Source organism: Pantoea eucalypti (assembly GCF_009646115.1).
Classification (GTDB): Bacteria; Pseudomonadota; Gammaproteobacteria; order Enterobacterales; family Enterobacteriaceae; genus Pantoea; species Pantoea eucalypti.
In genome coordinates, this window is sequence record NZ_CP045720.1 from 2030773 (window position 1) to 2052795 (window position 22023).

A 22023-nucleotide genomic window follows, 5' to 3' on the forward strand; every position below is an offset into this window, starting at 1 on the left:
TCTCCGCTATCGATATGTTGCAGTGATGTAATTGCAGAGTGAAACAGATCGTTAAGCGTGACCTTTAGCTGAGTGCCAGGTGCCGTAATCGGCTGGCAGCCAATCACAGGTATCGGTAAGTTCTGAGGCAAAAACGTCAATCTGTTGTAGATTTAAAGAAGTGAAGTCGTGAAAGGGGTTAAATAATGGCAAGCGGATGGGCTGCAGAAGGCGCAGTACAGGAACAGATTGATAGCACCGTGAACGACGGTATTGAGCGGGTAAGGCAGTCAATCGGGCAGGGCGAAAGCGCCACAGAATGCGAACTCTGCGGCGAGCCAATTCCTGAAGCACGTCGTCAGGCACTTAAAGGCGTGCACTATTGCGTGGCGTGTCAGGAAAAAATCGACAAACAGCAGCATAGCACCAGCCTGTATAATCGTCGGGGCAGTAAAGATAGTCAGCTGCGCTAACCCTCAGGAGCCTGGCATCGCCAGGCCGCTGCCAATAAACCATGCCAGAAACCCTACACCCGCCACAATAATGGCGATCGGAAACAAAATTCCAATTCTCATATTCAACCTGCTGCAAACAGCGTTTTCAGGGGCCACGATCTTATCATGAGATCTGGAGAACGGCGCGATGGGTTTTCAGCAGGGTAAAGAGCTGAAACTGCGTTGCATCACTCTCTTCGCGCAACACTTCCCCTTTTTTATAGACAATATGATGCACATGGCCGAGCTGACGCCAGACTACAATCGCTGAGGCGATGAGAGCGCAATGCTGTTCTGACTGCACACACTCGATGGTGGCATAGTGCGTTTCATCCAGGCCATTCACAAACACCTTTATCGCATCTGCGGGTAATATTGCCCTGATGTCATCCAGCATCACCCGGCTGACTGACTGCGAAAGAAACAGTGTTAACCATTTTGATGTCATCCCAATCCCTGATCCGATCAATTTTCCCCAGTTTATACAATCCTGGCTGGGTTTATAAAAGGCTTCTTTGCAGACTTGCCACTCCATCAGCCTTTATGGCAGCCATAACAGAATTGTGCTGTGCTACACAGCAGAATAGTAAAAAACAGTGAATAATAAGTAAGTTACCTTTGCGCTGGTCCAGTTTTATAACAACTGTGAAATTGTGATCCCTGACAGGAATAACGGTCAGAAATTGCCACGCTGCTGCGGTTTCCGGCATTTATCCAAAGGCTGAGGAATTCCTGCAAAACGTAGACTGCCTGCTGAGCGGAAGCAGACAGGTTTCCGACAGGCCTCAACCAAACCGGGGAATAACAATGAACAGTGCCATTATTGCGGGTATCTTCTGGCATTTTGTCGGCGCAGCCAGCGCGGCGTGTTTCTATGCGCCGTTTAAACAGGTGAAAAGATGGTCATGGGAAACCATGTGGTCAATTGGCGGCCTGATGTCGTGGCTAATCCTGCCCTGGACGGTGAGTGCCATTTTGCTGCCGAACGTTATGGCCTATTACAGCAGTTTTACGCTGTCGCAACTCACGCCGGTATTTCTGTTTGGCGCGATGTGGGGAATAGGCAATATCAACTATGGTCTGACCATGCGCTATCTCGGGATGTCGATGGGTATTGGTATCGCGATTGGCATCACCCTGGTGGTTGGTACGCTGATGACGCCGCTGTTGCAAGGGCGCTTTGGTGAGCTGTTCGCCTCGTCGGGTGGCCGGTTAACGCTACTGGGGGTCATGGTGGCGCTGATTGGCGTGGGGATTGTGACACGCGCCGGGTTGTTAAAGGAGCGCGCGCTGGGGATCAACGCGGAGGAATTCAATCTCAAAAAGGGACTGGTGCTGGCGGTGATGTGCGGCATTTTCTCGGCAGGCATGTCGTTTGCGATGGATGCGGCGAAACCGATGCATCAGGCTGCCGCTAATCTCGGCATCGATCCGCTTTATGTGGCCTTACCCAGTTACGTGGTCATCATGGGCGGCGGGGCGCTGGTCAATCTGGGCTTCTGTTTCTGGCGGCTGGCCACCCGGCCGGAGCTGTCAGTGCATAAAGACTTTTCCGTCGGGAAGTCACTGCTGATTGCGAATACCGCGTTTGCCGTGCTTGGCGGCACCATGTGGTATCTGCAGTTCTTCTTCTACGCCTGGGGACATGCGCGAATCCCGGCACAGTATGACTATGTCAGCTGGATGCTGCACATGAGTCTTTATGTCTTATGCGGGGGGCTGGTTGGGCTGCTGCTGAAAGAGTGGAAGTCTGCGGGACGTCGTCCGGTGAGCGTATTGTCGCTCGGCTGTGTGGTGATTATCATTGCCGCCAATATAGTCGGTCTGGGCATGGCGGCCTGATTGCTCACTCCGTCGGAGTTAAGTTACAGCAACCTATTAGCAGAACGTGCAGGAGACGGGGTCAGAAGAGGAAAGCGTCCCGCCGCCTTCGACAAAAACGCCGGGAGCTTTTTTGAACAACGCAACGCGTTGGCCCGGCCACGGGCGCACCTCATCCATGAGGTGCGTAATCGCGCGGGCCGGTCATGTCACGGATCACGGCTCTAGCGTCTTTCCAGTCTGATCCTGTTCCCTGTAAAAACACTATTTCACAACAATGCAGGGCTGCTTTTGTCTGTAACCTGAAAGGGCCTGCTATGCAGGCCCTTTTTAGTCAGACTCGGCACTCTTCAGTGCCTGCCGGGGCGCAATAAATCGCTGACGCCAGGCGCTGGGCGCTAACCCGGTATCACGGGTGAAGACGACAGAAAAATAGTTACTGTCATCAAAACCGCAGCGGGCGGCGACCTCACTAATCAGACAATCCTGGGTGCGCAGCAGATATTTTGCCTGACAGAGCTGAAGCTGGCGCAGGTAATGACCGATGGTCATGCCGGTCTGCTGACGGAAAAGCTGCCTCAGCGCCCGTTCGCTGAGTCGATTCTGCTGGCAAAACGCCGCCAGATCGAAGGGGCGGGCAATCGCACCCTGTAAAGCCGACATCAGCAGATCCAGCTGTTCACCCTCCGGTAACGCCCATGGACGGTCAGCGGCGTAGCCGTGGCGACGCAGAATCAGCGCCAGCTGTAAAAACAGCGCCTCTGAGAGCTGCACGGACAGCGGATCGCTTTTGCGGCTTTCTCGTTCCAGCTGGCTGATCACGCCCCGTGCCAGCGCCATCCCTCGCGTGGTCAGCCGCCAGCCGCCCGGTTCATCCGCGCCCTGTTGCGGCAGCAAATGGTTCCAGTCAAGGGCAAGACCAAAGCGATCGCGGCAATAGAGGATGTTATCCAGCACCAAATCATTGACGCTGTCGTAGCTGTGGCAATCACTGTCGCGGATGTAAAAAACGTCGCCGCAGGTTATCAGCCAGGGACGATCGTTGAGGATATGCAGGCCGTTGCCGCGCCAGACAATCACGATTTCGCTGAACGTGTGTCGGTGCGGCGGGAAAGAGGGTTGTGGCATCCTTTCAGCCACCGCCACCGGCAAAGTAGTGGCGGGAAAATAGTCATCCCGACTGAGTATCAACGCCATGTTCGCCTCCATTACAGCATTTGCTGACGCTCCGTTCGCGGTGCGCAGCCAAATTCGCGCCTGAACAGCGTTGAGAAATGGTTACTGTCACCAAATCCACACTGGAAGGCAATATCAGTAATGCGCATATCACTGTGACGCAGCAGATGACGGGCCTGTAATAGCCGCAGACGGTTAAGATAGCGCTGCGGCGTGCTGCCGGTCTGCTGCTTCATTTGCCGATGCAACGTACGCAGCGACAGTGAGAAGCGATCGGCCAGCTCATCCCAGACAATCTCGTCACTGTAGTGATCGCCCAGCCAGTCAAGCAGGCGATGCAACCGTGCCTCCAGATCCTGACTCTGTCCGTCAATGCATGCTTCTCGCAACAGCACCAGCAGCTGTAAAAAAAGCTGCTCCTGTCGTGCCTGCTTCTCCAGCGACCAGCTCTCATCGGGCTGCATTTGCGATGCCACACACAGCGCCTGCGTCATCACTTTGTGATTGATGCGCCAGTGAGAGCGATATTGCCCATCCTGATCGCGGGGCAGTAAGGCCTGTAGCCCGGAGAGAAAGCGAAACGCGCCGGGACTGCGATAGAGCACGTTGGTCAGGCAAAGATTATCTGTCTGCTCATAGAGATGACGATCGTGATCCCGAACAAAGCAGACGCACCCCGCGCAAAGCGTTTGTGGCTGACCATTGAATACATGAATGCCGGCGCCTTGTTCAACCAGCACAATCTCATGGAAGTCATGATGATGTTCCGGAAAGGCTGCCTGCGGGTGTCGGGGTTCAATTGCTATGGCGTAATCACCTTCGGGGAAGAAATCCGCACTGTGTAAAATGGTCATGATCTTCTCTCGCTACTTTACAAAACCGTAACGCAGTCTAATCAGCCCGCCAACACCTTACCTTGAATTTTCATCCTGACTCAGCAGGAATCACGCTGATTTTTCAAGATATCCTCAGCAGTTAATCATTTTGCGGCAGGTGTCACATCCTCCTCACTGCTGCCTCTGTGATCTCTCTCACGAAGTTCTTTGCCAGTCTGCCAGGGCCTGTCCGCCGCTGGCACTCCGGGGAAGGTGTGAAACCCCTAAGATTTTTACGCTGTGACGACGCAATCACAGGAAACCGCCGCTATGACCAGGAGAAGTTTTGTTGCTATCGATCTCGGCGCCTCCAGTGGACGGGTTATGCTCGCCAGCTGGGAGGCAGCGCAGCGCAAGCTGATGCTGCGTGAGGTCCGGCGCTTTAACAATACGCGTCAACATCGTGCCGGTTATGACTGCTGGGATCTGATGCTGCTGGAGCAGGAGATCCGCGCCGGGCTGGCTCAGTTAGATGAAGAAGGCATTGTGCCGGACAGTATCGGCATCGACACCTGGGGCGTTGATATGGTGCTGCTGGACGCACAGGGCGAGCCGGTGGGTGAGGCGGTCAGCTACCGCGATGCGCGCACTCACGGTGTGATGGAGCAGGCGCATCAGGAACTGGGCCGCAGTGCTATCTATGCCCGCACCGGCATTCAGTTTCTGCCATTTAACACGCTCTATCAGATGCGCGCCCTGCATCTGCAACAGCCCGACTGGCAGGCCCGCGTAGTACATGCACTGATGATTCCCGATTACCTGCATTTTCGTCTGACCGGCAACCTTAACTGGGAATACACCAACGCCACTACCACGCAGATGCTCAATATTCACAGCGGCGAGTGGGATCGTGATTTGCTCGCCTGGGCGGGGGTGGATGCGCAGTGGTTCGGACAGCCGCAGGCACCGGGCAATACCGTCGGCCACTGGATTAACCGCGCAGGCATACCGGTTCCGGTCATCGCGGTCGCCACGCACGACACGGCCAGCGCAGTGCTGGCAACGCCGCTGATGCAGGATGACGCCGCCTATCTGAGCTCCGGGACCTGGTCGCTGATGGGCTTTGAAAGTCTGCAGCCCTATGCCAGCGACGCCGCGCTGCGCGCCAATATCACCAATGAGGGCGGCGCAGAGGGTTATCGCGTACTTAAAAACATTATGGGCTTGTGGCTGTTGCAGCGCATCTGTGCCGAACTGCAGATTGACGATCTTAACGCGCTGATTGAAGAAACAGCCCGCCAGCCCGCCTGTGTCTCACTGATCAATCCCAACGATGCCCGCTTTATTAATCCCGACAGCATGGTAAGCGAAATTCAGAATGCCTGTGCAGAGCAGGACATGCCGGTGCCGCAATTTGCCGCTGCGCTGGCGCGCTGCATTTTTGACAGCCTGGCACTCCTCTATCGCGACGTGATTCACGAACTTGCACAACTACGTGGCAAATCTTTCAGCCAGCTGCACGTAGTGGGTGGTGGCAGTCAGAATCGTTTTCTGAACCAGCTTTGCGCCGATGCCTGCCAGATTCCGGTGCTGGCCGGTCCGGTTGAGGCCTCCACGCTGGGCAATATTGGGTGCCAGCTGATTGCGCTGGGCGAGCTGAGGGATGTGGCGGATTTTCGCTGCAGCGTTATTAACAACTTTCCGCTCGAAAAATTCGAACCGCAAACTCACAGCGTCTTGAGTGCCAGTCAGGCACGCTTCGCGACGCTGACTCAACCCGCTAAGGAAACCATTTATGACTAAGCAGATTGAACAGGCTTTTGAACTGGCTAAACACCGCTACGCCGACATGGGGGTTGATGTTGAACAGGCTATTCGTCAGCTGGACCGCATCCCGGTTTCGATGCACTGCTGGCAGGGGGATGACGTCCGGGGATTTGAAAACCCACAGGGCCCATTGACCGGCGGTATTCAGGCGACGGGTAACTATCCAGGGCGAGCACGTAACGCCGATGAACTCCGCAGAGATATCGACAAAGCGATGTCCCTGATTCCCGGTGCAAAACGCCTGAATCTGCACGCCATCTATCTGGAAAGCGACAAACCCGTGACGCGCGATGCGATTGAACCTGCCCATTTTGCCCATTGGGTTGACTGGGCGAAAGAGCACAATTTAGGGCTGGATTTTAATCCCAGCTGCTTCTCGCATCCGATGAGCGCAGACGGTTTTACGCTGTCGCACAGTGATAAAACCGTGCGTCAGTTCTGGATCGATCACTGCAAAGCGAGTCGCCGTATTTCCGCCTATTTTGGTGAGCAACTGGGCTCGCCATCAGTGATGAATATCTGGGTGCCAGACGGCATGAAAGATATCACCGTGGATCGACTGGCTCCGCGTCAGCGTCTGATGAGCGCACTGGATGAGGTCATCTCAGAAAAACTCAACCCGCAGCACCATATCGATGCGGTAGAGAGCAAATTGTTTGGCATTGGCGCAGAGAGCTATACGGTAGGTTCCAGTGAGTTTTGTCTCGGCTACGCTGCCAGCCGCCAGACGGCGTTGTGCCTGGATGCAGGCCATTTCCATCCCACCGAAGTGATCTCCGACAAAATTTCTGCCGCGATGCTCTATGTGCCGCGTCTGCTGCTGCATGTCAGCCGTCCGGTGCGTTGGGACAGCGACCATGTGGTGCTGCTGGACGATGAAACTCAGGCGATCGCGAATGAGATCGTTCGTCACCAGTTGTTCGATAAAGTCCATATCGGGCTCGATTTCTTTGACGCCTCTATCAACCGCATTGCCGCCTGGGTTATCGGCACACGCAACACGAAAAAAGCGCTGCTGCGTGCCTTGCTGGAGCCCACCGACCGTTTGCGGCAGGCCGAAAACAGCGGTGATTACACCGCACGGTTGACCCTGCTGGAAGAGCAAAAATCGCTGCCGTGGCAGGCAGTATGGGAAGCGTGGTGCCTGCGCCATGATGTCCCGGCTGATGCCAGCTGGTTAGGTGATGTCCGTCACTATGAACAACAGATCTTGAGCCAACGTTAAGGATTTCATGATGCAAAACATTCTTTCTTCCGGGTTTGTTAAGGGAATGGTCAAAGCGACCAGTGATATGTGGCTGAAGGGCTGGGACGAACGCAACGGCGGCAACGTCAGCCTGCGTCTGCTGGAGGAGGAGGTCAAACCCTTCGTCCACGACTTCTGTAAAGCACCTCGCTGCATTGAGCTGACTCAACCGGCACCTTCGCTGGCAAACGACTGGTTTCTGGTGACCGGGTCTGGAAAATTCATGCGCAACGTTCAGCTTGATCCGGCGGATTGCCTGGCGCTGCTGCAGGTCGATGACAAAGGGCTCTCCTATACCATTCACTGGGGCCTGTCGAATGGCGGATTGCCGACCTCCGAGCTGGCGTCACACTTCCAGTCTCACGCGGTGCGTAAAGCGGTCAGCAAGGGCGCAGATCGGGTGATCATGCACTGTCACGCCACCAACTTTATGGCGTTGAGCTATGTGGTGGAGATGGATTCTGCCCGCTTTACCCGCCTGTTATGGGAAGGCAGCACTGAATGTCTGGTGGTCTTCCCGGATGGCGTGGGTGTGCTGCCATGGATGGTGCCCGGCACCGATGAAATCGGCGCGGCGACGGCCGGGCAGATGCAGTCGCACACGTTGGTAATGTGGCCGTTCCACGGCGTCTTTGGTACAGGCCCGACGCTCGATGAGACTTTTGGTCTGATAGACACAGCGGAGAAATCGTCCGAAGTGATCGTCAAAGTGCTGTCTATGGGCGGGATTCGCCAGAGCATTACCACAGAACAGCTGGTCGCATTGGGTGAGCGCTTCGGGGTGAAGCCGTGGCAACCCGCGCTGGATGTGGGGCCTGCTAATGCTGCGTAAAGCTTTTGTGATGCAGGTGAATGCCGACGCTCATGCAGAGTATGAGCGCCGCCACTCCCCGATCTGGCCGGAACTGGCTGAGACGCTGAAAGCGCATGGCGCACACAACTATGCTATCTGGCTGGACGCCGAACGGCATCTGCTCTTCGCCAGCGTTGAGATTGAATCTGAGGAGCGCTGGCACGCGGTGGCAAAGACGGAGGTGTGCCAGCGCTGGTGGGCATCAATGAAAGATTTTATGCCGTCGAATGCCGATAACAGCCCAATCAGTCAGCCGTTGAAACCGGTGTTCTTTCTGGAGTAGTGGAGGGAAAGGGCGGCATCGCCGCCCTGATGATCTACCGTTTAGTCTGACACAGGCCGGTCAGCGTTGGCCACATCGCCATCAACGTATCAATAATACTATCAAGATCGTCGCGCTCAGTGCCTTCACGCGCCCGCACCGACATGCCCTGCAGCATACAACCCAGATAACGGGACAGCGCCGGAACATTGACTGACGCGCTCAGTTCGTTACGCTGCTGACGCGCCAGCAGAAAATCGCTTAATACATGCTCCTGCGACTGATGCTGCTGTTGCAGCATAGTGGCAATCTCCTTCGACGCCGCCGACAGGGCGGTTGAGGTGCAGATAAAGAAGCAGCCGCCGGGAGAGTCACGCTCAGTAAAGCAGGCGGCGGTGGCACGGAAATAGGCTTCAATTGCGCGATCTACGGGTAACGTATCGTCGCCTAACACCGCTTCTCGCCAGGCACTGAACTTCTCTATATAGCGATCCATCGCCGCACGGAACAACCCTTCTTTATTCACAAACTCTGCGTAAAGGGTCGGTGCTTTTGCACCGGTTGCGGCGACAAGATCGGACAGGGACGTTCCCTCATAACCGTGTGTCCAGAACAGGGTGAGTGCTTTATCAAGCGCAGCGTCACGATCAAACACTTTAGGTCGGCCACGGCATTTCTTTACATCACAATCCTGAACCTGGCTCATACATCCTCACTGACAGTAAAACATCCTATTAAATTACCGATCATTATAAAAATGTGCAAGGTCCGCTATGCATGCCCTCGGCCAGGGTTGCCATTTTGTGCGCCAGCGCAGTGTTATCGCCCCTATGGTTAAGTCAGAAAAGGGGCTGAAGCCCATAATCACGCCACTTCGCGATTAAAATAACGCTCATTAAATAAATATTGACGGCGAGCCCCGGCGGGGTCTATCATTTGTTTAACGGTCGTTAATTAAATAGCGACAACCTAATTCAGACCAACCAAATTCAACTACCGAATAGAGAGAAGATGATGAAAACCATTAAAACCACCCTGGCAGCACTGGCACTTACCACTCTGACTTTTGGCGCATATGCCGCTGACCTCGTCACCAGCGAACCGTCTAATCAGCAGCCAGTCGGCACCATCTCTGTACAGGGCGGCACTAACCTGACCTCCCTTGAATCACAGTTGAGTGCTAAAGCGGATGAAGCGGGTGCGAAATCGTTCCGTATCACCTCAACCAGCGGCCAGAACAAACTGCACGGCACGGCAGTGATTTATCAGTAAATCGGGTGTCGACAGAATCAGTGAGAGGGGATTTGTTATGAAACGTATTAGCTTGATGGTGACAGCGGCTTTGCTAAGCAGCATCTCATTTGCCAGTGTCGCGGCTCAGCAGGTCAGCAGTACACCGCCTGATGCGCAAAAAATCGGTGTCATCAGCGCGACGGGCAGTACTAATCTGACCTCGCTGGAGCAGCAACTGTCAGAAAAGGCCAGCGATGTCGGGGCAAAGTCTTTCCGCATCACTTCGACCTCTGGCAACAACAACCTGCATGGCACAGCCATTCTTTATAAGTAAAAGCACGATAAATATTCATAAACAGGCTTCAGATAAACCCACTTATCTGAAGCCTTTTTTATTCTTAAGTCACAGCCTTATCCGTTGCTCCGCAACTGGGGATAACGACGGAAGATGTAAATACACCAGAGTAACGCCACCAGCCCGATCATCCCGCCGACGTTCCCGACTTCCGCCATGCTCAGATGCAGACTGACCTGATTCCCCAGCAGCGCACCTGCGCCAATCCCGATATTATAAATCCCTGACATGAGCGACATTGCCACATCCGTGGCATCGGGTGCCAGTGACAGCACCCGCACCTGCATACCCAGTCCAATCATCATCATTGCCATGCCCCAGACAACGCACAGTGTTGAAATAGCGGCAGGTCGGACGGCAGCAAAAATCAGCAGCCCCATACAAAGGGTTATCAGTGCGATGGCGGCAATAAGCAGTCCGGAAGGGAATTTATTGCCGAGGGTACTGAACAGCACGCTGCCCACAATACCCGCTGAACCAAACAGCAACAGCAGCAGGGTCGTAAAATTGCCGCTGGAATGCGCCACATTCTGCATAAACGGCTCGATATAGCTGTAAGCGGTGTAATGCGCGGTCACCACCAGCGTCACCAGCAGATACATGCTGACCAGCGCGGGACGGCGAAACAGCATCGGCACACTGCTCAGCGAGCCGGTATGCTCACTCGGCAGGCGCGGCAGGATCCGCACCAGCATAATCATCAGCACCAGCGCCGAGAGGCCAATCGCGCCGAAGGTGGTACGCCAGCCAAGATACTGACCGACCACACGCCCAATCGGCACGCCCAGGACCATTGCCAGCGCAGTACCGGTCGCCAGCATACTCAGAGCCTGTGTTTTCTTGCCGGCGGGTGCAACGCGAATCGCCAGTGAGGCTGTAATCGACCAGAACACCGCGTGAGACAGGGCGATGCCCACACGTGACACCATCAGCGAGCGGAAATCCCAGGCGACGGTTGAAAGTATATGGCTGACGATGAAAATCAGGAATAGCACGCCCAGCAGCAGGCGTCGCTCGATATTACGGGTTAGCAGCATCAGCGGCAGTGAGAGCAGCGCGACGACCCAGGCATAGATAGTCAGCATGATCCCGACATCAGCCGTCGGCATTGAAAAGTCAGCGGCAATATCGGACAGCAGGCCAACCGGGACAAATTCGGTGGTATTGAAGACAAACGCAGCAATAGCCAGCAATACCACGCGTAGCCAGGCAGTCTTACGTGAAACAGTTGTTGATTGCATGAGGAGTCAAGCCAGTCAGAATAGCGAATGTGGATGTGACAGACACACCCAGTGAAAGTGACCTGCGTCACAAAATTAACCGCTATTGTAGTCAATAAACCGGGAAGAGAAACCTGATAACGCGCTTTTAATACTGAATTTTTTTATCGCCCTGGCACCGGGCGATAGCCAGAGGTTATTACCCGCGACAACGCAAGGAGATCCTGTGCAGCAGCATAATCTATAAGCAAAATGTGACGGAGCAGCACGCCGGAGAGAACACCATCACCGTTAAAAGCCCTGCGCTTAACGCGACGTTGGCGTGTGCTTCAGGGCCACACTGAGCTGAGCTGCCGGATGGGTCGTATGATTGAGCGGACAGCAATTTTCACAGCCGATTGCACCCACATAATATTTTTTCGCCTGAAGAATAGCGGCGTTAACGTGGTAAAAACTGCCCAGAAACAGTCTGTTATCCATGTCGGGAAGATGAGGGCAACCCGCAGCATGGACGACATGATTATCGTTATATCCTGATTGTTTATTAACGTAATAGTAGAGAGCCACAGGCGTTCCTTGTTGCCGTGCTGAAAGGCAAAACAGATGAATTATGACAATAAAATGATTATAGCGGGAAACGCACACTTTGTTTGTTGTGGATCTGAATCAAACGTTCTGGAGGCGGTTTGCCAGACCCGGCGGGGCCTGGCAAACGTGCAGGCTGTCAGAGTTTTCTACTGTGCAGGCGCCAGGCAACCGCTAACGCCAGTATCAGCAGGACGCTGATAAATAGCGTAATACCGCCCCAGCCGAAGTTATGCCAGAACAGACCGCCCAGCGTACCCGCCACGCTGGAACCCACGTAATAGCTGAAAAGATAAAGCGAGGAAGCCTGTCCCCGCGCCCGACGCGCCCGGGGACCGATCCAGCCGCTGGCAACGGCATGAGCAGCAAAAAAACCGGCAGTGAACAGCATCATCCCAGGCAGGATCAGCCAGAGGGAGTTAAAGGCCGTTACCAGCAGGCCCAGTAACATGATGGCTGTCGCGCCCAGCATTACCGGCCCGCGCCCAATGCGGCTGGTCAGCGCGCCCGCTTTAGGCGAACTCCATGAGCCGGTCAGGTAGACCACGGATAACAACCCGACCACGGCCTGACTGAGATGCCAGGGCGCGTCCAGTAAACGATAGCCAATGTAGTTGAACAGGGTGACGAAGGCGCCCATCAGCAGGAAGCCTTCGGCAAACAACCACGGCAGGCCTGGATCGCGCCAGTGCAGCCGGAAGTTAATTAACAGATTACGCGGGCGCAGGGTGATGGGTCTGAAATGACGCGATGCGGGCAGGATCTTCCAGAACATCAGCGCGGAGGCCAGTGAAAAACAGCCGATTACCGCCACGGCGATCCGCCATGAGAAGAGGTCGGTCAGGACACCGCTGAGCAGACGCCCGCTCATTCCGCCTATGGAATTACCGCTGATATACAACCCCATGGAAAAGGCAACGACCCGTGCATCCATCTCTTCACTGAGATAGGTCATGCCCACCGCCGCAACGCCGCTAAGCGACAGGCCCATCAGCCCACGCATGATCAGAATGCCGTGCCAGCTGGTCATCGTGGCCGAGATCAGCGTACAGATGGCGGCGAGCATCAGGGCGGTCACCATCACCGATTTACGCCCGATAGCATCAGAGAGTGGGCCGGTGACGAGGAGGCCCAGCGCCATCAGACCGGTAGAGATGGAGAGCGACAGGCTGCTGGTCGCCGGAGAAACCCCAAACTGCTGTGACATGACTGGCAGAATCGGCTGCACACAATAGAGCAGGGCAAAGGTGGCCAGTCCGGCCGAGAAGAGTGCCAGCGTCACGCGCATAAACGCGGGCGTTCCGCGGCGAATGTATCCTGAAGCTGCCGCAGATTCTGGCGGTGCAGACACCGCACTCTCATCCACGGCGGCCTGTATTGAGCGACTCACACATCATCCTTTCAGTCAGAAAACCAGTGGTCAGCATAGGAAAGTGGAATTATGATGTCTAATATATTAATAATCTCAAATAAGACGTTTAAAATATGAATATCGAGCTGCGTCACCTGCGCTACTTTATTGCGGTTGCCGAAGAGTTACATTTCGGGCGGGCAGCCCTGCATCTGAATATCTCTCAGCCGCCGCTCAGCCAGCAAATAATGCAGCTCGAAACGGAAACGGGTGCCAGGCTATTTAATCGCACCAACCGCAGCGTGCAACTTACTGCAGCCGGAGAGCAATTACTGAGTGATGCCCGTGCGATTCTTTTACAGGTTGAGCAGGCGTCTGACCGCGCAGCCCGGCTGCATCGTGGCGAAGAGGGAGAGTTAAGAATTGGTTTTACCTCTTCGGCGCCGTTTACCGCGGTGGTCTCAGATGCACTGTTCCGGTTTCGTCAGCGCTGGCCACAGGTGCATATAAAGATGCAGGAGATCAACACCCGTCAGCAACTGGTCCCGTTGCACGAAGGACTGCTTGATCTTGGTGTGATGCGCAATACGCCGCTGCCGGCCGATTTGCGGCATCAGTTGCTGCTGAGTGAGCCGCTCTATGCCGTGGTGCATAAGGCCCATCCGCTGGCGGGCGCCGAAAAAATTTCGGTGACTGCGCTGGCGGCTGAACCCTTTGTCTTCTTCGATCCTCAGGGCGGCACCGCGCTTTACAGCGATATTCTGGCGCTGCTGCACCGCTATCACATCAAGCCCTATATCACGCAGGAAGTGGGTGAAGCGATGACCATCCTGGGGCTGGTGGCAACCGGTCTGGGCGTATCCATTCTGCCCGCCTCATTCCGGCGGGCGCGGCTGGCCGATCTGGTCTGGCTGCCGTTAACGGAAGAGGATGCCATTTCAGAGCTGTGGCTGGTCTGGTCTGCAGGACGTGAATTAAATGCCCAGATGCAGCACATGATGGCGTTGCTGCAGGAGAAGCAGCGCTGAACCCTGCCTGTCACCGCATCAATTTGTGCGATAAATCACATTTCTAATCAAATATTTGACGCTGTTGCCTGATCTGCCTCACCATGGCGCATGTTTATTTAGAAGCGCGAAAATAACCGGGAGCAGGGTTGTGAATCCGGACAGTCAACCTGGCCACATTGACCAGATTAAGCAGACCAATGCAGGTGTCGTATATCGATTAATTGATCGCTACGGTCCCATTTCGCGTATCGAACTTTCCCGCCGTGCCCAGCTCGCGCCGGCCAGCATCACCAAAATTGTGCGTGAAATGCTGGATGCGCATCTGGTGCAGGAGACCGAGTACCAGGACCCCGGCAGTCGTGGCCGTCCGGCGATTGGCCTGATACTGGACACCGATGCCTGGCACTATCTGGCGATTCGGTTGCATCGCGGCGCAATGACCTTCACGCTGCGCGATCTCAGCAGTCGGGCGCTGGCAGAAGACAGCCTGCCGCTGCCTGATGAATCTGCTCAGCCATTACTCTCCGCGCTAATAGAACAGGTCGATGCTTTTTTCATTCGTCATCAAAAGAAGCTGGAACGCCTGACGGCTATCGCTATCACCCTGCCAGGACTGATTAACGCCGCCTCAGGCGTGGTGCATCGTTTGCCAGGTTATGCGGTACGCGATATGCCGCTGGGCGATGCGCTGGCAGCGCGAACCGGCTTAGCGGTGTTTGTGCAGCACGACATTTCAGCCTGGACGCTGGCGGAATCGCTGTTTGGCGCCTCACGCGGTGCGCAGGACGTTATTCAGATTGTGATTGATGAAACCGTCGGTGCTGGCGTGATCAGTGGCGGTCAGCTGCTGCACAAAAGTGGCAGGGCACTGGTCGAAATCGGCCATACCCAGATAGACCCTTATGGTCAGCAGTGCTACTGCGGTAATCATGGCTGTCTGGAGACAGTAGCCAGTACCGGCAGTCTGCTCGCGCTGGCAGCGCAGCGTCTGCCAGCCCAGCCTGACAGCCTGCTCAACAACCAGCCGTTGACGCTTCAGTCACTGTGCGCGGCCGCGCAATCGGGCGACCGTCTGGCGCGCGACACCATTGCCAGCGTCGGGCACCACGTTGGCCGGATCCTGGCGATGATGGTCAACATCTTCAATCCACAACATATTCTTATAGGTTCTCCGCTCAATGCCGCCGCTGATGTGCTGTTTCCGGCGGTCAGCAATACGATTCTGCAGCAGTCACTGCCCGCTTACAGCGCGAGTATTGAGCTGGCACCCACTGAATTTAGCGAGCCAGGGACACTGGGCGGTGCCGCGCTAATCAAAGACGCCCTCTATAACGGACATCTGTTAGTGAAGTTGTTGCAAGGTTAAGCAGACCTGAACTTGCGCTAACGCAATCTGTTCCCCTCCTTCATTCCTTAAAATGCCGTTTCGCAGCAAGGTTAATCCCTGATTAATCGCAACGGTTTTAGAGGAGAAGTTGAGTGAACAGATTATTTGTTACCGGCACCGATACCGCAGTGGGCAAAACGGTGGTGTCACGCGCCCTGTTGCAAAGTTTTATACAGACCGGACACAGTGCAGTCGGCTATAAGCCTATCGCGCGATGTGCGGTTAAAACCCCGGATGGCCTGCGTAACAAAGATGCACAGGTTCTGCAAAGCGCGTCCTCCATCGACTTGCCTTATCAGGCAATCAATCCGCTGGTTTTCCAGGAAGAGGAGATCTGCACCCATCCCGCGCAGATCATCGACTATGGGTTGCTGACTCAGGGCTTAACCCGCCTGATGCAGCAGGCCAGTCGCGTGGTCGTTGAGGGCACAGGCGGCTGGCGCAGCCTGATGAACGATGGCCGTCCGCTCTCCTGCTGGGTCGTTGAGCAGCAACTGCCGGTGGTGCTGGTGGTCGGCATCCAGTCGGGCTGTATCAGTCACGCCTTGTTGACGGCAGAAGCAATTGCGCAGGATGGTCTCCCGCTGCTGGGCTGGGTAGGCAATCGTATTAACCCAGGACTGGCGCACTACAGCGACATTATCGGGATTCTGCGCGAAAAAATCGGCGCACCGCTGCTGGGCGAACTGCCTTATTTACCGCGTGCCGAACAACGCGACCTCACACCTTATATCGATATTTCCCTGCTGGAGCCGGACAGTTTGCACGCTGTGAGTGCAAAGATCGCCTGATTATGAAACAAAACGAGTCATCTGAGTCGGGAGTGAGCCTAAAGTTTCAGGCTCGTTTTCGACTCTCTGCAAAAATTTCTGTTTATATTTGAATGGCCTGACGCAGTTAACGCGAAACAACAACGTCATGGCGCAAAAAATGCATTAACTCCGCTTATCACAGTGAGCCGGAGTATCATCATGTGGCATTCGCACGAGAAAGGTTTGTTATATGGGCTTGAGGCCCGCATTGGTCCCGCCCCGGCGTTTCTGGCCGCATTGCAACATCTGCTCGCCAGCGTAGTGGGGATTATCACGCCACCGCTGATTATTGGTTCAGTTCTGGGATTAAATGCCTACATTCCTTATCTGATAAGCATGTCGCTGTTTGTTTCAGGGTTAGGCACTTTTATGCAGGCCAGACGCTTTTATGGCATTGGCGCGGGCATGATCTGCCTGCAGGGCACCAGTTTCGCGTTTCTCGGTGTGATTCTCTCCGGTGGGCTGATGGTGAAAGGGCGCGGCGGATCGCCAGAAGAGATTATGGCGATGTTGTTTGGCTGCAACCTGGTGGCAGCGCTGATTCCGATTCTGATTAGCCGCTGTGTGGGCTCACTGCGCAAAGTCCTGACGCCGGTTGTGACCGGCACAGTGATTACTCTCATCGGCATCAGCCTGATCAAGGTGAGCATCACCGACTGGGCTGGCGGTCACAACGCCACAGATTTTGGTTCGCCGGGGAATCTGGCGCTGGGAGCGCTGACGCTGCTGGTGATTGTGGCGCTTAACCGTTCGCGCAACCGCTGGGCAAGGCTGGTGGCAGTGGTGGCCGGCATCGCGGTGGGATGCGTGGCGGCAGTCTTAACCGGACATTTACAACTGCACGTCGCGCCGGAGAGCAGCTGGATGGTACTGCCAGCCTTCTTCCGGTTTGGTTTCGCCTTTGACTGGACTATCTTTCTGCCGATTGCACTCGTGTCGGTCATCGCCGTAATTGAAGCCGTTGGGGATCTCACGGCCAACTGCCTGATTTCACAGCAGCCCATCGCGGGCAAGCCTTTTCAGCAGCGGCTGCAGGGCGGTATTGTCGCTGATGGCCTGAGCTGTGTGCTGGCGGCGGTTTTCTCCGCCTTTCCTAACACCACGTTTGCGCAAAATAATGGGGTTATCCAGATGACGGGCGTTGCCAGTCGTTACGTAGGCATGCTCTTAGGCATTATGCTGGCGCTACTGGGGCTTTTTCCTTTTGTTGGCTCGCTGCTGCAGCAGATCCCGCCGCCAGTCCTTGGCGGAGCCACTATTGTGATGTTTGGCAGCGTCGTCGCTGCGGGTATCCGGGTGATGACACAGACGCCGCTGGGCCGCCGTGAGATGCTGATTGTCGCAATTTCATTCGGGATTGGTCTTGGCGTGGAAGCGGTGCCGGAGGTACTGAAGCAGTTCCCACCGCTAATTAACAGTCTGTTTGGTCATGCGGTAACGACCGGCGGTATTCTGGCGATTATGCTCAATCTGGTACTGCCAGACGAGGCATCTGCCGTGGAAGAGGTTGAGGCGGAAACACTGACTGAAAGTTAAAAGCTGAATAACGCACAACCGCTGAATAACGCACAACCGCTGAAGTTGCTCTGACAGACGGCTCAGAAATTCAAAGCGATGGGAGCATACGCCAGTAGCAAAGCATCGCGGACCAGGGATGGGCCGCGCTGAGCCCGCCAGGGATGGCGTGGTTTGCGTCTTTGTCGAGGGCGTAAGCTCCCTGAGCTGGTAATAAATTAACAGTCATAATACGTCGTGACTTAACTGGCTTTAAGATGGCGTCGGCGAGGGGAATAGGGCCAGAGCGGCCCTTTTTCTGACTTATATCACTATTACGACATTATGGATTCAGACGACGACGGGTTCGACCCGAGCTGAGGTAATCCGCGATGTAATCCTGCGAAATCTCCCCGCTGTAGCGACCCTCTTCATCGACTATTGGCATCCAGACTGTATTGTGCTCATAGAGTTTGGACAACACCACGCGCAGGTTCTCTTCCGCTTTACCGGTGACCTTAAAGGTGTGCAGCTTCTCTTCACAACGGCCACTCACGTTACGCGCCTCGCGACGCTTCACGAAGCCCAGCGGCTTACCATCCTCATCGACCACGGTAATCGACCGCATATCGTTCTCATCCATGGTGCCAAAGGCTTCATCCAGTGGCGTTGAGCGGCGCACGGTGATGGTCGGCTGCTGATCGGTCACGTCTCCCGCCTGCACCAGTAACAGACGCTTAAGCGTGCGGTCCTGACCCACAAACGAGCCAACGAAATCATTGGCCGGAGTCGCCAGCAACTCATCCGGGCTGGCGCACTGCACGATTTTACCCTGACCAAAGACGGCGATGCGGTCGCCGAGCTTGAGCGCCTCATCGATGTCGTGGCTCACCAGCATCACGGTTTTCTTCAACTGGCGCTGCATGTCGAGGAACTCGTTCTGGATCACTTCGCGGTTAATCGGGTCAACGGCACCAAAAGGCTCATCCATCAGCAGCACCGGTGGATCCGCGGCCAGGGCGCGAATCACGCCGATACGTTGCTGCTGACCGCCGGACATCTCACGCGGATAGCGATGCAGGAATTTAGTCGGGTCCAGCGCGACCATGCTCATCAGCTCAGTAGCACGTTCACGACACTGCTTTTTGTCCCAGCCCAGCATGCGTGGCACTACAGTAATGTTCTCCTCAATGGTCATGTTGGGGAACAGGCCTATCTGCTGGATGACATAGCCAATGTTGCGACGCAAAGTGGTGGTGTCCTGGGTACTGGTATCTTCACCGTTGATCAGGATGCGGCCACTGGTGGCGGGGATCAGACGGTTAATCATCTTCAGCGTGGTGGTCTTACCGCAGCCCGATGGCCCCAGCAGCACACACATCTCACCGGCAGGTACGTGAAGGCTGACGTTATCGACGGCTTTGTTAGTGGTGCCGTTTTTCTGGGTAAAGGTTTTCGTCAGGTTTTCCAGCGTAATCATTATCGAATCCCCTTTGGAGTCAGCGCCTGCTGCAAACGGTGCAGCAGCCAGTCAAGAAAAATAGCCAGCAGACAAATCATCAGTGCCCCGGCAATCAACATACGAATATCACTGCCGCTGATCCCATCGAGCAGCAACTGGCCCAGACCGCCCGCGCCAATGACGGCAGCAATCGCCATCACGCCAACGTTCATCACCACGGCGGTACGGATGCCGCCAAAAATCACCGGCAGCGCCATCGGGATTTCAACCCAGCGCAGACGCTGCCAGAAGGTCATGCCGATGCCACGGCCCGCTTCACGCAGTCCATCCGGCAGATTCTCCAGTGCGGTGTGAGTGTTGCGCACAATCGGCAGCAGTGAGTAGAGGAACACCGCGGTGATCGCTGGCAGCGCGCCGATGCCCTGACCGATCAGCGAAAAGACCGGAATCATCAGACCAAACAGCGCAATGGTAGGAATGGTCAGCACCACGGTAGCGATACCGAGTATCGGCGTTGCCAGCCATCTGACACGCACGATCAGAATGCCCAGCGGCACGCCAATCACAATGGCCAGGCCGACCGCCACCAGCACCAGCCAGCTGTGCTGCCAGCTCAGGGTGAGCAGGGTGCTCCAGTTATCCATGATGTAGTGAAGGGTATCCACAGTGCCTCCTTACAGCATGTTTTTGGATTGAAGGAAATCACGCGCCACGTTTTCCGGTGACTCATGATCGATATCGACCCGCTTGTTCAGCTCTGTGATCGCCTCATCAGTGATCTGAGCAGAAAGCTGATTAAGCGCGGTATCCAGCCCCGGATGGCTCGCCAGCACATCCTTACGCACGACCGGCGTCACGTTGTAGCTCGGGAAGAAGTGTTTATCATCCTCCAGCACTTTCAGGTTGAAGCCCTTAACCCGTCCATCGGTGGTGTAGATCAGACCGGCATCGACGAATCCATCGCGAATTGCGTTGTAAACCAGACCCGGGTCCATCTGGCGGATCTGCGGCCGATCGAGCGCCAGGTTATAGGTTTTCTGCAGGGGTTTCAGGCCGTCAGAACGACCGGCGAACTCCAGATCCAGCCCCAGACGCCAGTTATGGTCCGGGTCAGATTTCCGCACCTGCTCAATTTTCGCAACCAGCTGCGAGAGGGTGGTGATGCCTTCTTTTTCGGCCCGCTCACGGGTCATGGCAAAGGCATAGGTATTGTTCATCGGTGCCGGATTAAGCCACACCAGTCCCAGCTTTGCATCCAGCTTTTTGACCGTTTCATAGGCCTGCTGCGAAGACATCGGCTTGTTGATATGGTTGAAGATAATCAGTGAGGTGCCGGTATATTCCCAGGTCATATCAATCTGCTTGTTCAGCAGTGCATTACGACCAATGGTAGTGGCGATATTACGTTTAGGGACCACCTCAAAACCTTTCTTCTGCAGCCACAGCACCGTCATCGCGGACAGGATATGCTGCTCGGTAAAACTTTTGGTTGCCATCACCAGCGGGGTGGCAGCCTGCGCCGTCTGGCTTAGCAGCAGCGTCGCAGTCAGCGCGACAACGCTTTTCTTAATCCACTTCGTTAGCATTACAAAGCTCCTTGTGGTCAGGCCGCAGCATGCGGACTCAGAAAGCGGCCCAGTGCGGCCAGCAGCATATCCAGAACCAGTGCCACCAGTGCGGTGGCAACGGCGCCCAGAATCAGTGTCGGGAAGTCATTCAGATAGATGCCCGGGAAGATCAGCTCACCAAAGCTGCTGGCACCAATCAGGAAGGCCAGTGGAGCAGTACCGACGTTGATGGCGGTGGCGATGCGCACGCCTGCGAGAATGACCGGCAGGGCGTTGGGCAGCTCAACCTGACGCAGACGTTGCCATTTGGTCATGCCGATGCCGTTGGCGGCCTCAATCAGCGACGGAGGAACCGCGCTCAGGCCAGAGAAGGTGTTTCGAACGATGGGCAGCAATGATGCCAGAAACAGCGCAATCAGCGCCGGACGATCGCCAATGCCGATGATTACCATCGCCAGCGCCAGCACCGCGAGCGGTGGCAGTGTGTTTCCCACATTGAAAATCTGCATCACATATTCGGCCCAGCGACGCGCAAACGGGCGACTGAGCAGGATGCCGCTGGGAATACCGACCAGCAGAGCGAACAACATTGACCAGAAAACTAAGAAGAGGTGCTGCTGCCCGAGATAGAGCAGATCGACTTTACGTGCGACCAGTTGATCCCAGCCTAAGCCCCAGATCAATGCTGCGATCACCGCGACCACTGCAAGCAGTGCCAGACCGGCGCGTTGGGCCAGTGAAGCATTTTGCATAGGAGAATCTCCCTGATGACGATCTCATTAGTTATAACAACCATAAACAGTCCGACAGGCGCGACAAAAACTGCCGCCGCACCCAAAACCGAAACTGCGATAAAATGTAGATAAAATGACTGTTTACCCACTCTTTTTCAGCGAATACCGAATAAGATGGGGTAATGCTATAGCAGGCCTTTTTTGCACAAGCCAGCTTTTAAGCCATATATCAGGCAGATAGAAACAGGTTAAAATGGTGTTAAAGCCGCATAGCCGCTGGGTTAATGCGACAATAAAAAAAATTCATCGACATTTGGTGACAACGTCACAGATGACGCA

The 22023-nt window shown here is 55.2% G+C and carries 24 protein-coding genes; 12 read left to right on the plus strand and 12 right to left on the minus strand.

Annotated elements, in window-relative coordinates:
* The first annotated feature begins 185 nt into the window (after positions 1-185).
* Complete coding sequence (locus EE896_RS09365; RefSeq protein ID WP_140915431.1) at positions 186-452, plus strand: DksA/TraR family C4-type zinc finger protein; 267 nt, start codon at positions 186-188, stop codon at positions 450-452.
* A 3-nt stretch (positions 453-455) separates the two neighbouring features.
* Here the strand turns inward: EE896_RS09365 and EE896_RS09370 are convergent, their stop codons facing one another.
* Together EE896_RS09370 and EE896_RS09375 are read right to left on the minus strand one after the other, a co-directional pair.
* Positions 456-554: a YoaK family small membrane protein gene (locus tag EE896_RS09370; RefSeq protein WP_008925225.1), complete on the minus strand. Its 99-nt coding sequence runs from the start codon at positions 552-554 to the stop codon at positions 456-458.
* Between the two features lie 43 nt (positions 555-597).
* Positions 598-921 carry a hypothetical protein gene (locus EE896_RS09375; protein WP_140033411.1) on the minus strand — a complete coding sequence of 108 codons (324 nt, stop codon included), beginning with the start codon at positions 919-921 and terminating at the stop codon, positions 598-600.
* Positions 922-1280: 359 nt separating this feature from the next.
* On the opposite strand from EE896_RS09375, the gene rhaT reads away from it, so the two are divergent.
* Positions 1281-2315, plus strand: coding sequence for an L-rhamnose/proton symporter RhaT (gene rhaT, locus EE896_RS09380; RefSeq protein WP_039660203.1), 1035 nt, complete (start codon positions 1281-1283; stop codon positions 2313-2315).
* A 309-nt stretch (positions 2316-2624) separates the two neighbouring features.
* Here the strand turns inward: rhaT and rhaR are convergent, their stop codons facing one another.
* Entirely contained in the window at positions 2625-3491 is an 867-nt protein-coding gene (rhaR, locus tag EE896_RS09385; protein ID WP_140915429.1) for an HTH-type transcriptional activator RhaR, read from the minus strand.
* A gap of 11 nt (positions 3492-3502) precedes the next feature.
* On the minus strand, positions 3503-4324 hold the full coding sequence (rhaS, locus tag EE896_RS09390; protein ID WP_003853688.1) for an HTH-type transcriptional activator RhaS: 822 nt from the start codon (positions 4322-4324) through the stop codon (positions 3503-3505).
* 291 nt (positions 4325-4615) lie between these two features.
* On the opposite strand from rhaS, the gene rhaB reads away from it, so the two are divergent.
* From rhaB to rhaM, 4 genes are read left to right on the plus strand one after another with little or no spacing between them, the layout of a single operon-like run.
* On the plus strand, positions 4616-6088 hold the full coding sequence (rhaB, locus tag EE896_RS09395; protein ID WP_140915428.1) for a rhamnulokinase: 1473 nt from the start codon (positions 4616-4618) through the stop codon (positions 6086-6088).
* Positions 6081-7337 (plus strand): L-rhamnose isomerase, encoded by a 1257-nt coding sequence (locus tag EE896_RS09400; protein ID WP_003853686.1) that lies wholly within the window; start codon positions 6081-6083, stop codon positions 7335-7337. Before rhaB ends, EE896_RS09400 begins: the two co-directional genes overlap by 8 nt.
* A 10-nt stretch (positions 7338-7347) precedes the next feature.
* The gene (gene rhaD / locus EE896_RS09405) at positions 7348-8190 is read left to right on the plus strand and encodes a rhamnulose-1-phosphate aldolase (RefSeq protein ID WP_008925223.1); all 843 of its coding nucleotides are present in this window, start codon (positions 7348-7350) and stop codon (positions 8188-8190) included.
* Positions 8180-8494, plus strand: coding sequence for an L-rhamnose mutarotase (rhaM, locus tag EE896_RS09410; protein ID WP_140915427.1), 315 nt, complete (start codon positions 8180-8182; stop codon positions 8492-8494). Before rhaD ends, rhaM begins: the two co-directional genes overlap by 11 nt.
* A 34-nt stretch (positions 8495-8528) precedes the next feature.
* Here the strand turns inward: rhaM and EE896_RS09415 are convergent, their stop codons facing one another.
* Positions 8529-9179, minus strand: a complete 651-nt coding sequence (locus tag EE896_RS09415; RefSeq protein ID WP_140915426.1) for a TetR/AcrR family transcriptional regulator — start codon at positions 9177-9179, stop codon at positions 8529-8531.
* A 308-nt stretch (positions 9180-9487) separates the two neighbouring features.
* Here EE896_RS09415 and bhsA (EE896_RS09420) point away from each other — a divergent pair, with 308 nt between their 5' ends.
* Both bhsA (EE896_RS09420) and bhsA (EE896_RS09425) read left to right on the plus strand, forming a co-directional pair.
* A complete protein-coding gene (gene bhsA / locus EE896_RS09420; RefSeq protein ID WP_003853680.1) occupies positions 9488-9745 on the plus strand; it encodes a multiple stress resistance protein BhsA in 258 nt (85 codons plus the stop codon).
* A gap of 37 nt (positions 9746-9782) precedes the next feature.
* On the plus strand, positions 9783-10040 hold the full coding sequence (gene bhsA, locus EE896_RS09425; protein WP_003853679.1) for a multiple stress resistance protein BhsA: 258 nt from the start codon (positions 9783-9785) through the stop codon (positions 10038-10040).
* Between the two features lie 77 nt (positions 10041-10117).
* Here bhsA (EE896_RS09425) and EE896_RS09430 read toward each other — a convergent pair whose 3' ends face one another.
* The 3 genes from EE896_RS09430 to EE896_RS09440 form a co-directional block, all read right to left on the minus strand.
* Positions 10118-11302, minus strand: coding sequence for a sugar transporter (locus EE896_RS09430; RefSeq protein ID WP_003853676.1), 1185 nt, complete (start codon positions 11300-11302; stop codon positions 10118-10120).
* A gap of 285 nt (positions 11303-11587) precedes the next feature.
* Positions 11588-11848, minus strand: coding sequence for a hypothetical protein (locus EE896_RS09435; RefSeq protein ID WP_003853675.1), 261 nt, complete (start codon positions 11846-11848; stop codon positions 11588-11590).
* 157 nt (positions 11849-12005) lie between these two features.
* Entirely contained in the window at positions 12006-13256 is a 1251-nt protein-coding gene (locus EE896_RS09440; protein WP_153574559.1) for an MFS transporter, read from the minus strand.
* A 95-nt stretch (positions 13257-13351) separates the two neighbouring features.
* Here EE896_RS09440 and EE896_RS09445 point away from each other — a divergent pair, with 95 nt between their 5' ends.
* From EE896_RS09445 to EE896_RS09460, 4 genes are all read left to right on the plus strand, one after another.
* Complete coding sequence (locus EE896_RS09445; RefSeq protein WP_140915607.1) at positions 13352-14245, plus strand: LysR family transcriptional regulator; 894 nt, start codon at positions 13352-13354, stop codon at positions 14243-14245.
* Positions 14246-14375: 130 nt separating this feature from the next.
* The gene (gene mlc, locus EE896_RS09450; RefSeq protein WP_003853668.1) at positions 14376-15593 is read left to right on the plus strand and encodes a sugar metabolism global transcriptional regulator Mlc; all 1218 of its coding nucleotides are present in this window, start codon (positions 14376-14378) and stop codon (positions 15591-15593) included.
* Between the two features lie 113 nt (positions 15594-15706).
* Positions 15707-16405 carry a dethiobiotin synthase gene (gene bioD / locus EE896_RS09455; RefSeq protein WP_008925219.1) on the plus strand — a complete coding sequence of 233 codons (699 nt, stop codon included), beginning with the start codon at positions 15707-15709 and terminating at the stop codon, positions 16403-16405.
* A gap of 180 nt (positions 16406-16585) precedes the next feature.
* Positions 16586-17962, plus strand: a complete 1377-nt coding sequence (locus tag EE896_RS09460; RefSeq protein WP_140915606.1) for a nucleobase:cation symporter-2 family protein — start codon at positions 16586-16588, stop codon at positions 17960-17962.
* Between the two features lie 301 nt (positions 17963-18263).
* On the opposite strand, the gene osmV is transcribed toward EE896_RS09460, so the two are convergent.
* The 4 genes from osmV to osmY are packed head-to-tail and all read right to left on the minus strand — an operon-like array spanning position 18264 to position 21702.
* Positions 18264-19400, minus strand: coding sequence for an osmoprotectant ABC transporter ATP-binding protein OsmV (gene osmV, locus EE896_RS09465; RefSeq protein WP_003853663.1), 1137 nt, complete (start codon positions 19398-19400; stop codon positions 18264-18266).
* Entirely contained in the window at positions 19400-20047 is a 648-nt protein-coding gene (gene osmW, locus EE896_RS09470) for an osmoprotectant ABC transporter permease OsmW (protein ID WP_003853661.1), read from the minus strand. Before osmW ends, osmV begins: the two co-directional genes overlap by 1 nt.
* A gap of 9 nt (positions 20048-20056) precedes the next feature.
* The gene (locus EE896_RS09475; RefSeq protein ID WP_078804415.1) at positions 20057-20968 is read right to left on the minus strand and encodes a glycine betaine ABC transporter substrate-binding protein; all 912 of its coding nucleotides are present in this window, start codon (positions 20966-20968) and stop codon (positions 20057-20059) included.
* Between the two features lie 17 nt (positions 20969-20985).
* Positions 20986-21702: an osmoprotectant ABC transporter permease OsmY gene (osmY, locus tag EE896_RS09480; RefSeq protein WP_078804414.1), complete on the minus strand. Its 717-nt coding sequence runs from the start codon at positions 21700-21702 to the stop codon at positions 20986-20988.
* Positions 21703-22023 lie beyond the last annotated feature (321 nt).